Genomic DNA, 15,447 nt, shown 5'->3' on the forward strand with positions numbered 1-15,447 from the left:
GACCTTTCGCGTCCGAGGGCGGTGCCCCAGCGACGTGTCGTGGCCGCTGACAGGTCGCTGAGCCACCGCTCCAGGGCCCGCGGGTCGTCTCAGGCGCCCGCTCAGCACTCGGGGCGCTTGGCCAGGTTGGCGAGCACCTCCGGACGCAGGATCGCCTCGAGCTGCTCGCGCGGCAGCAGGCCGCGCTCGAGCACCAGCTCGGCGACGCCGCGCCCCGTCGCGAGGGCCTCCTTGGCGACCTCGGTCGCCGCGGCGTACCCGATGTACGGGTTGAGCGCCGTGACCAGCCCGATCGAGTTCTCGACCTCGGCGCGCAGCAGCTCGGCATTGGCCGTGATGCCGTCGACGCAGCGGTGCGCCAGCGTCAGCACCGCCTGCTCGAGCCGCGAGATGCCCGCCGACAGCGAGTAGCAGATGACCGGCTCGAAGGCGTTGAGCTGCAGCTGGCCCGCCTCGGCCGCCATCGTGACGGTCATGTCGTGCCCGATGATCTGGAACGCGACCTGGTTGACGACCTCGGGGATGACCGGGTTGACCTTGCCGGGCATGATGCTCGACCCGGCCTGGACGGCCGGCAGGTTGATCTCGTTGAACCCCGCGCGCGGCCCGGACGACAGCAGCCGCAGGTCGTTGCAGATCTTCGACAGCTTGACCGCGACGCGCTTGAGCGTGCCCGACAGCTGCACGAACGCGCCGCAGTCCTGCGTCGCCTCGATCAGGTCGACCGCGGTCTCCAGCGGCAGGCCCGTGATCGCCGCGAGGTGCCCGCACGCCGACGGGACGTAGCCGGTCGGGGCGTTCAGCATCGTGCCGATCGCGGTGGCGCCGAGATTTATCTCGTGCAGCAGCAGCACGGCCTCGCCGAGGCGCGCCCGGTCCTCGCCGATCATCAGCGAGTACGTGCGGAACTCCTGGCCCAGCGTCATCGGGACGGCGTCCTGCAGCTGCGTGCGACCCATCTTCAGGACGTCGTGGAACTCGTCGGCCTTGCGGGCGAACGACTCCTCGAGCACCTCCATCGCCGCGAGCAGGTCGTGCGTCGCGAGGATGATCGCGATCTTGACCGCGGTCGGGTAGACGTCGTTGGTCGACTGGCTGAGGTTGACGTGCTCGTTGGGGTGGACGACCGCGTAGTCGCCCTTCGCGTGGCCCATCAGCTCGAGGGCCCGGTTGGCGATGACCTCGTTGGCGTTCATGTTGGTCGACGTGCCGGCGCCGCCCTGGATGACGTCGACGACGAACTCGTCCGCGAGCCCGCCGGCGCGGATCTCCTGGCACGCGTCGCGGATCGCCGCGAACCGCTCGTCGTCGAGCAGCCCGAGGTCGTGGTTGGCGGTCGCGGCCGCCTGCTTGACGGCCGCGAGCGCCTCGACGAGGTACGGGCTGGCGGCGATGGGGATTCCGGTGATGGGGAAGTTCTCGAGGGCGCGGAGCGTGTGCACTCCCCAGTAGGCCTCGAGAGGAACCTCACGGTCTCCGATCAGGTCGTGCTCGGAACGTGTGGCGACGGACATGCGCTCTCCTGAGTTGCTGTGACGGTGGTCACAGCCACCCAATCACAGGTGCTCTCAGACGACGCGGGTGAGCCAGCCGTGGCGGTCCTCGGCGCGTCCGTACTGGATGTCGACCAGCGCCGAGCGGATGTCGGTCGTGACCTTGCCCGGCTCGCCGTCGCCGCTGACGGCCTCGCCGCCGTCCCACTTCAGCGAGGCGACGGGGGTGACGACCGCGGCGGTGCCGCACGCGAACACCTCGGTGATCGTGCCGTCGGCCGCGCCCTGGCGCCACTCGTCGATCGACACCCGCCGCTCGACGACCTCGTGGCCGAGGTCGCGCCCGATCTGCATGATCGAGTCACGCGTGATGCCCTCGAGGATCGACCCCGACAGCGCCGGCGTGACGATCGAGCCGTCCGACTGGACGAAGTACAGGTTCATCCCGCCGAGCTCCTCGATCCACTTCTTCTCGGTGGAGTCGAGGAAGGCGACCTGCGCACAGCCGTGCTCGGCGGCCTCCTGCTGCGGCAGCAGCGACGCCGCGTAGTTCCCGCCGCACTTGGCCGCGCCCGTGCCGCCCGCTCCGGCGCGCGAGTACTCCGACGACAGCCAGATCGAGACGGCCTGGACGCCGCCGGCGAAGTACGCCCCGGCCGGCGAGGCGATGACCGAGTAGGTCACGTGCTGCGAGGGCCGGACGCCGAGGAACACCTCGGACGCGAACATGAACGGGCGCAGGTAGAGGCTCTTCTCGCCCCCGGCCGGGATCCACTCGCGGTCGGCCTCGATCAACGAGCCGATCGACCCGAGGAACCAGTCGGTCGGCAGCTCGGGCAGCGCGAGGCGGCGGGCCGAGCGCTGCATGCGGGCCGCGTTGGCCTCGGGACGGAACAGCCACGCCGAGCCGTCGTCGTGGACGTACGCCTTGAGGCCCTCGAAGATCTCCTGCGCGTAGTGCAGGACAGCCGTCGCCGGGTCGATCTGCAGGGGGCCGTACGGCACGACGCGGGCGTCGGCCCAGCCGGTGTCGGGCGTCCACTCGGCCAGGAACATGTGGTCGGTGAAGTGGTTGCCGAAGCCGGGATCGGCGAGGATCGCGTCACGCTGCTCGGCGGACCTCGCCGCCGGATTGGGCTCGAACGTGGCGGCGTAGGTGGTGGAGGTCATGCTGGTCACGGTACAACTCTCTGGTTCGCAGGGATGGGGTCGCTAGGCGACCGATACGCCTCCGGCTGCGCCCAGTCCGTCTGCCACGCGCTGCGCGAGAGCCTCACCCACCTCCTCGGTCGAGCGGACCGACGCGCCGCGGTCGGCGATGTCGGCCTCGACGGCCGCGGTGATCTGCGCCGCGGCCTCGGGGAAGCCCAGGTGCTCGAGCAGCATGCCGCCCGAAAGGATCGCGGCGGTCGGGTCGGCCTTGCCCTGACCCGCGATGTCGGGCGCCGATCCGTGGACCGGCTCGAACATGCTGGGCGCCGTGTGGTCGGGGTTGACGTTGCCGCTGGCGGCCAGCCCGATGCCACCCGTGATCGCGGCGGCGAGGTCGGTCAGGATGTCGCCGAACAGGTTGTCGGTCACGATGACGTCGAAGCGGCCCGGGTCGGTCACGAGGAAGATCGTCGCCGCGTCGACGTGCAGGTAGTCGACCGACACGTCGGGGAACTCCGTCGCGACGGCGTCGACCGTCCGCGTCCAGAGGTGACCGGCGTGCACGAGGACGTTGTTCTTGTGCACCAGCGTCAGCTTCTTGCGGGGGCGCGCCTGGGCGCGGGCGAAGGCGTCGCGGACGACCCGCTCGACGCCGTAGGCCGTGTTGATGCTGACCTCGGTCGCGAGCTCGTGGGGCGTCCCGACCCGGATGGCTCCCCCGTTGCCGACGTACGGCCCTTCGGTGCCCTCGCGGACGACCACGAAGTCGATGACGCCGGGATCGCCCAGCGGCGTCGCGACCCCGGTGAACAGCTTGGACGGTCGCAGGTTGACGTAGTGGTCGAGCGCGAAGCGCAGCTTGAGCAGCAGGCCGCGCTCGAGCACGCCCGACGGCACGCTCGGGTCGCCGACGGCGCCCAGGAGGATCGCGTCGTGCCCGCGGATCTCCTCCAGCACCGAGTCCGGCAACGTCTCGCCCGTCGCGTGGTAGCGGCGCGCTCCGAGGTCGTAGTCGGTCGTGGCGAACGAGATGTCGTGGTCCGGGGCGATGACGTCGAGGACCTTGAGGGCCTGGGCGGTCACCTCGGGTCCGATGCCGTCACCGGCCACGACTGCGAGCGAGAAGGAGGAGGTCATGCCGACCATCCTAGGAGTCTCGTCTCAGGATGTGAAACCACCATCCCGGGATGTGAGAACACCCGGTGCCGTCAGTTGTCGTCGGGGCGGTCGCTGAGCTCGAGCTCGTGCTGGATCGCCTCGTCGCGCAGGTGCGCCGGTCCCCACTCGATGAGCGTGCTGGACGTCGAGAAGCTGTTCATGATGGTTCTCCTTCGGTGAAGTCGATCAGTCGGACGGTCAGGCGCGGGTCCGGCGTAGGTCCGCCGTCCAACAACGCCTCGAGATCCGGGATCACCGGGAGAGTGCGAGAAGTGCTGAGACCAGGTCGTGGTCTCTGTACCCTGCTGCGGAACGGCGGGCCAACGCCGAAACACCGCGGCAGGGTGTGGCCCTAAGAGGCCCTGCCGCGGCAAGCGATGAGTACCAGCTGCTTCCGCATGCCGACGAGCGTACTGCAGGGATCTGCGCGGCGCAGCGTCATCCGCCGCGTGTCTCAGCCGACGAGACGTCGCCCGACGGCCGCCGCTCCCGTCCGTGAAACACTGACCGCGTGAGTGCACCCGCCGAAGTCCCCGATCTCGTCGCGAGCACGCTCGACCTCTCGCGCCAGCGTGGATTCATCACGTCGATCCGCAACGAGACCGGCCGCCTGCTCGCATCGCTGGCCGCCTCGCGCACCGGCACCCTCGCCGAGCTGGGCACCGGCTGCGGCGTCGGATCGGCCTGGCTGTCGAGCGGAGCACCCCGGGACGCCCGCGTCGTCAGCGCCGAGCTCGACCCCGCGCTGGCCGGCGACGTGCAGAAGATCTTCGCCGGCACCGACAACGTCGACGTCATCGCCGGCGACTGGTCGACCCTCGAGCAGTACGCACCGTTCTCGCTGCTGTTCATCGACATCCGCGAGGTCATGGAGAGCATCGACGTCATCGCCGACCTGCTCGAGCCCGGCGGCATCGCGGTGCTCGACGACTTCGTGCCGTCGGCGTTCTGGCCCCCGATCGTCGAGGGGCGCGTCGACACCGTGCGCGAGCAGTGGCTGACCGACGAGCGGTTCGCGGCGGTCGAGATGCTGATCGACGTCGACGCGTCGCTCATCATCGCGACTCGGCGCTGACCTCCTCGCCTCCCCGACGCCTCGGGGGCACCTCGACCTGCACCAGCGGCAGGAACGCCTGCACGATCGGTCCGATCGTCACGGCGTAGAGCACCGTGCCGACACCGACCGTGCCGCCGAGCGCGAAGCCGACCGCCAGCACCGTCACCTCGATGACGGTGCGCCACAGGCGGACGCTGCGCCCCGTGCGGCGCACCAGCCCGAGCCACAGCCCGTCGCGCGGGCCCGGTCCCAGCGCGGCGCCGATGTAGAGGGCCCCGGCGAAGCCGTTGCCGACGATCCCGCCGACCAGCAGCAGGGACCGCAGCCACAGGTCGTCCGGCTGGGCGATCACGGCGATGCCGAGGTCGGCGGCCAGACCGATCACGACGACGTTGGCCACCGTCCCGACGCCGGGCAGCTGGCGCAGCGGTATCCAGAGCAGGAGCACGACGGCACCCGTCGCGATGACGACCTGGCCGAACGACAGACCGACGTGCCGGGTCACGCCCTCGTGGAAGACGTCCCACGGGTCGAGCCCCAAGGTCGACTCGACCATCATCGCCATCGTGAAGCCGTACAGGAACAGGCCGACGAACAGGCGCACGAGGCGCGCGGGCAGGCCGGTCGTCGTCATGGAGGTCATCGTCGCAGCTCCCGGTCGACCCACGTGCCGAGCTCGGCGGCGTGGCTGCGGGGCGTCGCGGTCGACCCCAGCCCGTCGCAGCGCACGAGACGCGCGAGGAGGATGCCGATCACGCCCAGCGCGATGAGCCCGATCAGGGCGAGGAACTCGTTCATGGCCCCAGCATGATCCACGATTGGCATCGCGATCCATAGCCAGTTGTGGAACAGTGGCCTCATGGCTCCCATCGTCTCCGCCCGCCGGCTGGCCGAGCTGCTCGGCGGCCTCGACCGCGTTGGCCCCGCCTACCGCGAGATCGCCGACCGCCTGCGACTCCTCATCGTCGACGGCCGCGTCGCCGACGGCACGCGCTTGCCGTCCGAGCGCGAGCTGGCCGTCGCGATGGACGTCAGCCGCACCACGACGACCCGCGTCTACGCTGAGCTGCGGGACGCCGGGCTGGTCCGGTCGCGGCAGGGGTCGGGCAGCGTCGTGCGGCTGCCGCTCGAGAGTTCGACCGCCAGCAGCCTGATCGTCGACGCCGACGACGCCGACACCATCGCGCTGACGTACGCGGCGCCGATCGGTCCACCGGGCCTGGCCCGGGCGTTCGAGACCGCGGCTGCCAAGCTGCCGGGCCTGCTGTCGACGACGGGCTACCTCCCGGACGGCCTGCCGGTGCTGCGCGAGGTGCTGGCCCAGCGGTACACCGACGGCGGCCTGCCCACCGATCCCGACCAGATCGTCGTCACCAGCGGCGCGATGGGCGCGATCTCGTTGCTGGCACGGACGCTCGTCAGCCCCGGGCAGCGCGTCGTCGTCGAGGGCACCGGCTACCCGCACGCGCACGAGTCGTTCGCGGCGGCGGGGGCGCGGCTGTCGCCCCTGCCGGTCGACGGGTCCCCGTGGGACACCGAGGCGCTGACGTCCGTCCTGGCGGGGTCGCCCCATCGCGCGGCGTACCTCGTCCCCGACTTCCACAACCCGACCGCCGCGATCATGAGCGACGCCGAGCGCACGACGTGGGCCCGCGAGCTGCGGCGGCACGACGTCGTGCCGGTCGTCGACGAGTCGCTGCGCGAGCTCAACCTCGACGGGATCGACCTGCCGCCCGTGTTCGCGACCTACGACCCCCGCGCGATGCTGATCGGCTCGTCGTCCAAGTCGTACTGGGGCGGGCTGCGGGTCGGGTGGATCCGGGCGCCCCGCGACGCCGTCATGCCCCTCGTGCAGGCGCGCATGATGGACGATCTCGGCTCGTCGGCGTTCGACCAGCTCGTGCTGTCCGAGCTGCTGGTCGAGGGCGGACAGACGGCCGCGGCGGGTCGGGCGCGCCTGCGGGCGGCCCGTGACCACCTGCTGGCCGAGCTCGCGCGCGAGCTGCCCGACGTCCAGGCACCCTGCCCCGCCGGAGGGCTGAGCCTGTGGGTGACGCTCCCCCACCGCATGTCGTCGCGACTCACGACGGCCGCGGCGCGGCACGGCCTGCTGCTGACACCCGGCCCCCGGTTCTTCACGCGTCCGGGAACGGCGGGCGAGCGGCACCTGCGGCTGCCGTACAACCAGTCGCACGAGACCATGACCGAGGCGGTCGCGCGGTTGCGGTCGGCCTACGACGAGGTCACCGGCGCCCGTCCTGCCGACACGTCGTCCCCGTCAGCGCCCGCCAAGACCCTCGAGATGATCGCCTGACCCCGTCCGCCGACGAGTCACCGACGCCCCGCGACGAGTCGCTCGTGCGGGGCAGGAGCGACTCGTCGGCGGGCCTGCGTGACTCGTCAGCGACGGGGGGCGGGGTCGATGACGATCATCTCGGTGTCGTCGGGCGTGCCGGGACGTCGCGCGGAGTTGCCCGGGTAGTTGTTGTCGTTGGCGATCATCAGGCGTCCGCCCGCCAGCGGGACGAGGGTCTCGACCGACTGGAAGCCGAACGAGAACTGGCGTCCCGTGCCCCAGCCGCCGCCTGTGCTGATGCCTCGGCGGTCGGAGATGTCGAGCAGGTCGACGACGAGCGACTTGGACGTCGTCCCACGCGTGCCGAGCCGCACCGCGTAGACCTTCTTGGTGACGGCCGCGGCCCCGTCGGCGTTGTCGCGCTCGAGCACCAGCAGGTCGCCCCGCGAGGTGATCTGCGCGTCGGCGACCAGGTTCGCGTCGGCGTCGACCCGGTAGTCCCACGTCCGTCCGGTGTAGCGGCCGGTGCGCGTGTCGAGCTCGGCGACCACGCGCCGCCGCTTGTCGGCGTCCCCCACGAGCGCGTTCTCGAGGATCGGGTAGAGGTGGCGCCCGTCCTTCGACTGCGCCATCGCCTCGAAGCCACCGCTCTGCTGCGTCCGGGGCTGCTCGCTGCCGAGCAACGGGTTCTGCGGCGACTTGCCGAGCGGCGAGGCGACGGGGGCCGACAGCACGCGACCCCTCGCGTCGACGTGGACGATGAACGGACCGAACTCGTCGCCGATCCAGAACGTGCCGTCCCTGCCGCGCTGCACCGACTCGATGTCGAGGTCGTCGCCGGTCAGCAGACGGTCGGGGGTCGACTCGTTGACGATCGGGAATCCGATGCGGTGCTGCGGGTCGGACAACGAGATGTGGCGCAGCACCGTGACCTCGCCCGAGCCGCCACCGGCGGTCTTCCAGTGCGGCCGCACCAGGTAGAGCCGCAGCAGGAAGTCGGCGGAGTTGCCCTTCGCGCCGAAGCCGTTGTCGGGCTGGGCCCAGAACGTCCCGTCGCCGTTGTCGATCGCGGCGGAGAACCCCGGCACGACCTGGCCGGGGAACGGGCCCTGTCGCCCGTTGGCCGGGGTGGCGAGCGCGCCGGACGGCGGGCCGGGCGCCTGGTAATCGGCCGACAGCGTGGCGCGGGCCAGGAGCCTCGCCTGACCGCTGCCGTCGTGGTGGTGGTCGTGGCGGCCGGACGCCGCGGCCGGCGAGACGCTCGCCGCGGCGAGCGCGACGACGAGAGCGCCGACGAGACGGGGACGTGAAGGACGTGGCATGGTGCTGCTCCTCTGGTTCGGTGGACCGGACCCCCCGGGACACCTCACCAACCAACCCGACCGGGACGACGACCGGACGACGCCCACGCGAACACTTCGCGCCCGACGTGGCCGCCGTCCTCACGTCAGGAGGCGGGAGCGGGCCACGGATCGGACCGCCACGCGGCGTCCCAGAACATCCACTCGAACCGGGTCGACCGGCGATAGGCCGCGACGACCGCGGCCCGGTCGGTCGTCCACGCGTCGAGGTACGCCTCGGCGCGCCGCACGGCCTCGTCGAACTCCGGCGCCGCGTAGGTGTCGATCCACGCGCCGTACGGGTGCTCGCCGGGCGCACGACGCGCCATGACGTGACGGCCCACCTCGGCGTAGACCCGGAAGCACGGCAGCACCGCCGCCAGGGCCACGTCGAACGGCGCGGAGTGCGCTGCCGCCTCCAACGACCCCGTGTAGGCGACGCACGTCGGTGACGCCTCGGGCACGGCACCGACACCGGCGGCGGCATCGGGGTCGAGACCCCGCGGCGCCAGGTAGGTCCGGTGCAGCTCGCGCTCGGCGGCGACGGCCCCGACGGCGGACGCCGCCAGCAGCTCGATGCCGGCCGCGTCGGGCGCCCGGCCCGCGAGCTGCGACAGCACCCGGGCGTAGCGGTCGAGGTAGTGGGCGTCGTCGACGAGGTAGCGGACGAAGACGTCCTCGGGCAGCGACCCGTCCGTCAGGCCGACGACGAACGGGTGCCGGCAGATGGCCGCGAACCAGTCGTCGACCGACGTCCAGCAGTCCTGCGCCGTGGAGCTCACGCGGGCACCCGGTGGTCGACCGGGCCGTTGCCGCCGCCCAGCTCGAGGCTCGCGCCCGCGACCAGGGCGCGGTGCAGGTAGGCCTTCGCGGAGGTCACGGCGTCGACCAGGTCGAGCCCCAGCACGAGGTACGACGCGATCGCCGACGACAGCGTGCACCCCGTGCCGTGCGTGTGCCGCGTGCGCACGCGGGACGCGTCGAGGTGGTGCGCGCCGTCGGCCGTCACCAGGACGTCGGTGCAGCGGTCGCCGTCGAGGTGTCCCCCCTTGGCGAGCACCGCGCCCGGCCCGGCACCGAGCAGCGCCCGCGCCGCCGCCTCGAGGTCGTCCGGCGACGCGACCGGCAGGCCCGTCAGCACCGCGAGCTCCGGCACGTTGGGCGTCACGACGGACGCCAGGGGCACCAGCAGCTCGCGGATCGCCGCGACGGCGTCCTCGGGGACCAACCGGTCGCCGGACGTCGCGACCATGACGGGGTCGAGCACGACGACCGGCACGGGGTGCTCGCGCAGCATCGACGCGACGGCCTCGACGACGTCAGCGCCGCCGAGCATGCCGATCTTGACCGCACGGACGTCGAGATCGGTGACGACCGACGCGTACTGGTCGGCGACGAACCGTGCGGGAACGGCGTGGATCCCCGTGACGCCCAGCGTGTTCTGCACCGTCAGCGCCGTCAGCACGGCCGCCCCGTAGACGCCGATCGCGCTCGCGGTCTTCAGGTCGGCCTGGATGCCGGCGCCGCCGGACGGGTCGGAGCCGGCGACGCTCAGCATGACCGGGGTGCGCGTCATCGGCCCGCCCTTTCCACCGCGGCGCGCAGCGCGCCGTCGACCGCGCGCCTCAGGTCCGCGGCGGCAGACGTCGGGTCGGCGGCGGCGCAGATCGCGCTCACCACGGCGACCCCGCTCGCGCCCGCCTCGACGACCAGGCCGGCGGTGGTGCTGTCGATGCCGCCGATGCCGACGACCGGCACCCGGCCGCCAGCCCGCTCGACCACGGCGCGGACGCCGTCGAGACCGAACGGCTCCGACGCGTCCGGCTTCGTGGCCGTGGCCCACACGGGGCTGACCGCGACGTAGTCGGACGCCGACATCTCGACGTCGTCGTCGAGCTGGGCCAGGTCGTTGACCGACCACCCGATGACCGCGTCGGGGCCGAGGACCGCTCGGGCGGTGCTCGGTGCGACGTCGTCGACCCCCACGTGCAGGCCGTCGGCCCACCGGGCGGCCTCGAGGTCGTCGTTGGCGATGACCGCGACGTGGGCGGGCAGCGCGTCCCGCAGGCGCCGGACCAGGTCGATCCTCTCGTCGGGCGCCGCGTCCTTGTGACGTACCTGGACGCTCGTCACTCCCCCGGCGACGGCCCGCGACACGACGTCGAGGAGGTCGTCGGTGCGGGGGTCCGTCACGAGGTAGACCCGCAGGTCGACGCTCATGACCGGTCGACCCGGACCGAGGAGATGCGCGCGTCGTCGAGCTGCGCCAGCTCGTCGAGCAGCGCGACCCGGAACGAACCCGGTCCGGCCGACGCCGCCCCGGCTCGATCGCCAGCCGCTGCGAGCATCGCCATCGCGGCGACGGACGCCTCGACGGCATCGTCCTCGACGGCGCAGCACGCCGCGACCAGGGCGGTCGCCGAGCAGCCCAGCGCCGTGACCATCGGCATCCACGGGTGGCCGCCGTGCACCACGGCCCGGCGCGTCCCGTCGGTGACGACGTCCTCGACGCCCGTCACGACGACGACGGCCGACAGATCGCGCGCGAGCGCCGTCGCCGCCTCGACGGCGTCGGAGGTCGCCGCGTCGCTGTCGACCCCGCGACCACTGGTCTGCGCCGTGGCGATCGCGAGGATCTCGCTCGCGTTGCCGCGCACGACCGTCGGCCGGTGCTCGAGCAGCCCGTCGACGATCTCGCGGCGGTAGGCGGTGGCCCCGACGGCGACGGGGTCGAGCACCCACGGCGTGCCGGACTCGTGCGCGGCGCGTGCCGCCTCGGTCATCCCCTCGACCCACGACGGCGACGGCGTGCCGATGTTGACGCCGACGGCCGACGCGATGCGGGCGAACTCGCCCGACTCGTGCGGGTCGTGGACCATGGCGGGCGAGGCGCCGACGGCGTTCAGCACGTTGGCGGCGACGTCCATCGAGACGAAGTTGGTGATGTACTGCACCAGGGGCGACCGCTCGCGCACCGCGGCGACGATCGCCGCCGTGGTGGTCGATGGCGTGCTGGTGGATGGCGTGACAGGACTACTCATGACAGCTCCCTAGCGCCGGTGCTAACCGGATCAGGTTCGTCGGGTCTCATCTCAGCCCCTCGTGGGGCACCCCGGCCGTGTGCCGTCGAGCCTACACACCGCCCACCCCCCTGCGCCGACGAGTCACCCACGCCCCGCGAGGAGTCACCCACGCCCCGCGGCGAGTCACCCAGACCCGGTGACGAGTCACTCAGACCGGGCGTACGCGACTGGTCGGCGGGCCTGCGCGACTCCTCGACGGGCGTACGCGACTCATCGGCGGGCGTACGTGACTCGTCGGCGGGTGTGGGGAGGGTGCGCGAAGGGGCGCCGCACCTGTCGGTGCGGCGCCCCTCGATGGTGCGGTGGTGCGGGTGACTAGCGGGCGGCCTGGCCGTCGACGTAGTCGGTGTCCTGCTGCTTCCACGAGAAGTGCGAGCGCAGGATCTTGCCGGTCTTCTCGATCGGGTGCCCGGCCTCCTCCTCGCGCAGGCGCAGGAACTCCGGCGCGCCGGCGTCCTGGTCGTCGATAAAGCGCTTGGCGAAGGTGCCGTCCTGGATCTCGGCCAGCACCTCCTGCATGCGTTCCTTGACCGAGGCATCGATGACCCGCGGCCCCGACACGTAGTCGCCGTACTCGGCGGTGTCGGAGATGCTCCAGCGCTGCTTGGCGATGCCGCCCTCCCACATGAGGTCGACGATGAGCTTGAGCTCGTGCAGCACCTCGAAGTACGCGATCTCGGGCTGGTAGCCGGCCTCGGTCAGCGTCTCGAAGCCCGCCTGGACGAGGTGCGACATGCCGCCGCACAGCACGGCCTGCTCGCCGAACAGATCGGTCTCGGTCTCCTCGGTGAACGTCGTCTTGATGACGCCGGCGCGGGTGCCGCCGATGGCCTTGGCGTACGACAGCGAGAGGTCCCACGCCTTGCCGCTGGCGTCCTGCTCGACCGCGATGATGTCGGGGATGCCGCGACCGTCGACGAACTCGCGGCGGACGGTGTGGCCGGGGGCCTTGGGCGCGACCAGCACGACGTCGACGCCCTTGGGCGGCGCGATGTAGCCGAAGCGGATGTTGAAGCCGTGGCCGAAGACGAGGGCGTCGCCGTCGACGAGGTTGGGCTCGATGTGCTCGGCGTAGACGTGGCGCTGCACCTGGTCGGGCGCCAGGATCACGATGACGTCGGCCTCTTCGACCGCCTCGGCGACGTCGCGGACGCGCAGGCCCTCGGCCTCGGCCTTGGCACGGCTCTTGGAGCCCTCGGGCAGGCCGACGCGGACGTCGACGCCGGAGTCGCGCAGGTTGAGCGCGTGCGCGTGCCCCTGGCTTCCGTAGCCGATGACCGCGACGTTGCGGCCCTGGATGATGCTGAGGTCGGCGTCGTCGTCGTAAAAGAGTTCAGCCACGGGTCATGTCTCCTAGTGAGGGGCTTGTGGAACGGTCGGGGGTGGTCAGCTCGCCTGCGTGCCCGGAACGGTGCGCAGCGTGCGGTCGGTGATCGAGCGGGGCCCGCGGCCGATGGCCACGCGCCCGGACTGGGCGATCTCGCGGATGCCGAACGGCTCGAGGACGTTGAGCATCGCGGCGAGCTTGCCCGCATCGCCCGTCGCCTCGATCGTGACGGCGTCGGTGGCCACGTCGACCACCTTAGCCCTGAAGAGATTGACGGTCTCGAGCACCTGTCCGCGGGTCTGCGGGTCGGTGCGCACCTTGATCAGCATGAGCTCGCGCTCGACCGCGCTGCCCGAGTCGAGCTCGACGATCTTCAGGACGTTCACGAGCTTGTTGAGCTGCTTGGTGACCTGCTCGAGGGGCAGCTCGTCGACGTTGACGACGATCGTCATGCGCGAGATCTCGGGGATCTCTGTCTGGCCCACCGCGAGCGACTCGATGTTGAAGCCGCGGCGCATGAACAGGCTCGAGACGCGCGCGAGCACGCCGGGCGTGTTCTCGACCAGGACGGAAAGGGTGTGCTGCGTCGTCATCAGATGTCCTCGTCGTCCCAGGTGGGGGCCAGATCGCGGGCGATCTGGATGTCGTCGTTGGAGGCGCCGCCGTGGACCATCGGCCACACCATGGCGTCGCGCTCGACCACGAAGTCGATCACGACGGGTCGGTCGGTGATCGCCAGGGCCTTCTCGATCGTGGCGTCGAGGTCGGCCTCGCTGTCGCAGCGCAGGCCGACGCACCCGTAGGCGTCCGCGAGCTTGACGAAGTCGGGGATGCGACGCGCGCCGATCGACTCCGGCCCCGTGTTGAGGTCGGTGTTGGAGTAGCGGCCCTCGTACAGCAGCGTCTGCCACTGGCGCACCATGCCGAGCGAGGAGTTGTTGATGACGGCGACCTTGATCGGGATGCCCTCGAGCGCGCACGTCGCGAGCTCCTGGTTGGTCATCTGGAAGCAGCCGTCGCCGTCGATCGCCCAGACCACCGAGCCGGGCAGGCCCACCTGGGCGCCCATCGCCGCGGGGACGGAGTAGCCCATCGTGCCGGCGCCGCCGGAGTTGAGCCACTGGCGGGGACGCTCGTAGTCGACGTAGTGCGCGGCCCACATCTGGTGCTGGCCGACACCGGCGACGTACGTCGCGTCGGAGCCCGACAGCGCGCTGAGCCGCTCGATCACGGTCTGCGGGGCGAGGCCCTCGGCGGGCTTGTCGTAGCCGACCGGGAAGCGCGCCTTGATGCCCAGCACCTGCTCGCGCCACGCGGCGTAGTCGCCCTCGACGCCGTCCTCGTCGGCCTGCTTGCGCAGCGTGCCGATGAGCTCGGAGATGACCTCGCGGCAGTCACCGACGATCGGGACGTCCGCCGTGCGGTTCTTGGAGATCTCGGCCGGGTCGATGTCGGCGTGGATGACCTTGGCGAGCGGCGCAAACGACGACAGCTGGCCCGTGACGCGGTCGTCGAACCGCGCGCCGAGCGAGATCAGCAGGTCGCTGCGCTGCAGCGCCGTGACGGCGGCGACGGTGCCGTGCATGCCCGGCATGCCGAGGTGCAGCTCGTGCGAGTCGGGGAACGCGCCCCGCGCCATCAGCGTCGTGACGACCGGGATCTGGGTCAGCTCGGCGAGCATCTTGAGCTCGGCGGACGCCTCGGCCTTGATGACGCCGCCTCCGACGTACAGCACTGGCCGCTCGGCGGCGGCGATGAGCCGTGCCGCCTCGCGCACCTGCTTGCCGTGCGGGCGCGTGGTCGGCCGGTAGCCCGGCAGGGCCAGCTCGGACGGCCAGTGGAACGTCGTGGACGACTGCAGGGCGTCCTTGGCGATGTCGACGAGCACGGGGCCCGGGCGCCCGGTGCCGGCGATGTGGAAGGCCTCGGCGATGACGCGCGGGATGTCGGCGGCGTCGGTGACGAGGTAGCTGTGCTTGGTGATCGGCATCGTGATGCCGCGGATGTCGGCCTCCTGGAAGCCGTCGGTGCCGATCAGGTGCGTCGCGACCTGGCCCGTGATCGCCACGATCGGGACGGAGTCCATGAAGGCGTCGGCGATCGCGGTGACCAGGTTGGTCGCGCCCGGGCCCGACGTCGCCATGCAGACGCCCACGCGACCCGTGACCATCGCGTAGCCCTGCGCGGCGTGGCCCGCACCCTGCTCGTGGCGGACGAGGATGTGACGGATCTGCTCGGAGTCGAACAACGGGTCGTAGGCCGGCAGGATCGCGCCGCCGGGGATCCCGAAGATCGTGTCGACGCCGGCGTGCTCCAGCGACCTGACGAGGCTCTGGGCCCCGGTCAGCTGCTCCGCGATCTGCTCTGTCATGTCTGGTGCTACCTCACTGCTCGGTTCTTCGGAGGCCGGTCGGACCGGCACCTCCCCGTCTGCGACCCCGTCAAGCACGGAGCCATAAAAAAATCCCCCGGCCCCAGAAGCATTCACTGGGTGCGATCGAGGGAGACGCGATGCCTGGTGGGGCGCCGCGTCAGTGGCGT

15 protein-coding genes and 1 riboswitch are annotated in these 15,447 nt (G+C 71.6%); of the genes, 2 read left to right on the forward strand and 13 right to left on the reverse strand.

Annotation, left to right across the window (positions count from 1 at the left end; translation table 11 throughout):
• Positions 1–101 precede the first annotated feature (101 nt).
• Genes ASD10_RS14360 through ASD10_RS14370 form a run of 3 tightly spaced genes read right to left on the reverse strand, consistent with a single transcriptional unit; the run spans position 102 to position 3,782 of the window.
• Positions 102–1,514: an aspartate ammonia-lyase gene (locus ASD10_RS14360; protein ID WP_056609566.1), complete on the reverse strand. Its 1,413-nt coding sequence runs from the start codon at positions 1,512–1,514 to the stop codon at positions 102–104.
• A gap of 54 nt (positions 1,515–1,568) precedes the next feature.
• Positions 1,569–2,663 carry a branched-chain amino acid aminotransferase gene (locus ASD10_RS14365; RefSeq protein WP_056610591.1) on the reverse strand — a complete coding sequence of 365 codons (1,095 nt, stop codon included), beginning with the start codon at positions 2,661–2,663 and terminating at the stop codon, positions 1,569–1,571.
• Positions 2,664–2,705: 42 nt separating this feature from the next.
• Positions 2,706–3,782, reverse strand: a complete 1,077-nt coding sequence (locus tag ASD10_RS14370) for a 3-isopropylmalate dehydrogenase (RefSeq protein ID WP_056610594.1) — start codon at positions 3,780–3,782, stop codon at positions 2,706–2,708.
• Between the two features lie 532 nt (positions 3,783–4,314).
• Here ASD10_RS14370 and ASD10_RS14375 point away from each other — a divergent pair.
• On the forward strand, positions 4,315–4,878 hold the full coding sequence (locus ASD10_RS14375) for an O-methyltransferase (RefSeq protein ID WP_056609568.1): 564 nt from the start codon (positions 4,315–4,317) through the stop codon (positions 4,876–4,878).
• Here ASD10_RS14375 and ASD10_RS14380 read toward each other — a convergent pair.
• On the reverse strand, positions 4,859–5,494 hold the full coding sequence (locus ASD10_RS14380; RefSeq protein WP_056609569.1) for a YitT family protein: 636 nt from the start codon (positions 5,492–5,494) through the stop codon (positions 4,859–4,861). The two genes, ASD10_RS14375 and ASD10_RS14380, sit on opposite strands and share 20 nt — an antisense overlap.
• Before the next feature lie 5 nt (positions 5,495–5,499).
• Entirely contained in the window at positions 5,500–5,658 is a 159-nt protein-coding gene (locus ASD10_RS18885; protein ID WP_157432613.1) for a hypothetical protein, read from the reverse strand.
• Positions 5,659–5,719: 61 nt separating this feature from the next.
• On the opposite strand from ASD10_RS18885, the gene ASD10_RS14385 reads away from it, so the two are divergent.
• Positions 5,720–7,174: a PLP-dependent aminotransferase family protein gene (locus ASD10_RS14385; RefSeq protein ID WP_056609571.1), complete on the forward strand. Its 1,455-nt coding sequence runs from the start codon at positions 5,720–5,722 to the stop codon at positions 7,172–7,174.
• Positions 7,175–7,260: 86 nt separating this feature from the next.
• Here ASD10_RS14385 and ASD10_RS14390 read toward each other — a convergent pair whose 3' ends face one another.
• The 8 genes from ASD10_RS14390 to ASD10_RS14425 form a co-directional block, all read right to left on the reverse strand.
• Complete coding sequence (locus ASD10_RS14390) at positions 7,261–8,478, reverse strand: esterase-like activity of phytase family protein (protein WP_056609573.1); 1,218 nt, start codon at positions 8,476–8,478, stop codon at positions 7,261–7,263.
• Positions 8,479–8,603: 125 nt separating this feature from the next.
• Positions 8,604–9,278, reverse strand: coding sequence for a TenA family protein (locus ASD10_RS14395; protein ID WP_056609575.1), 675 nt, complete (start codon positions 9,276–9,278; stop codon positions 8,604–8,606).
• Positions 9,275–10,072, reverse strand: coding sequence for a bifunctional hydroxymethylpyrimidine kinase/phosphomethylpyrimidine kinase (gene thiD / locus ASD10_RS14400; RefSeq protein ID WP_056609577.1), 798 nt, complete (start codon positions 10,070–10,072; stop codon positions 9,275–9,277). Before thiD ends, ASD10_RS14395 begins: the two co-directional genes overlap by 4 nt.
• On the reverse strand, positions 10,069–10,716 hold the full coding sequence (gene thiE / locus ASD10_RS14405) for a thiamine phosphate synthase (RefSeq protein ID WP_056609579.1): 648 nt from the start codon (positions 10,714–10,716) through the stop codon (positions 10,069–10,071). The genes thiD and thiE overlap by 4 nt, the downstream gene beginning before the upstream one ends.
• Positions 10,713–11,537: a hydroxyethylthiazole kinase gene (gene thiM / locus ASD10_RS14410; RefSeq protein WP_056609581.1), complete on the reverse strand. Its 825-nt coding sequence runs from the start codon at positions 11,535–11,537 to the stop codon at positions 10,713–10,715. The genes thiE and thiM overlap by 4 nt, the downstream gene beginning before the upstream one ends.
• Positions 11,527–11,621, reverse strand: a riboswitch (TPP riboswitch). It overlaps the preceding gene by 11 nt.
• Positions 11,622–11,894: 273 nt before the next feature.
• Positions 11,895–12,920, reverse strand: a complete 1,026-nt coding sequence (ilvC, locus tag ASD10_RS14415; RefSeq protein WP_056609582.1) for a ketol-acid reductoisomerase — start codon at positions 12,918–12,920, stop codon at positions 11,895–11,897.
• Positions 12,921–12,965: 45 nt separating this feature from the next.
• Positions 12,966–13,499, reverse strand: coding sequence for an acetolactate synthase small subunit (ilvN, locus tag ASD10_RS14420; RefSeq protein WP_056609584.1), 534 nt, complete (start codon positions 13,497–13,499; stop codon positions 12,966–12,968).
• Positions 13,499–15,277 (reverse strand): acetolactate synthase large subunit, encoded by a 1,779-nt coding sequence (locus ASD10_RS14425; protein WP_082556219.1) that lies wholly within the window; start codon positions 15,275–15,277, stop codon positions 13,499–13,501. The genes ilvN and ASD10_RS14425 overlap by 1 nt, the downstream gene beginning before the upstream one ends.
• Between the last annotated feature and the right edge of the window lie 170 nt (positions 15,278–15,447).

Source organism: Aeromicrobium sp. Root472D3, assembly GCF_001426485.1.
GTDB lineage: Bacteria > Actinomycetota > Actinomycetes > Propionibacteriales > Nocardioidaceae > Aeromicrobium.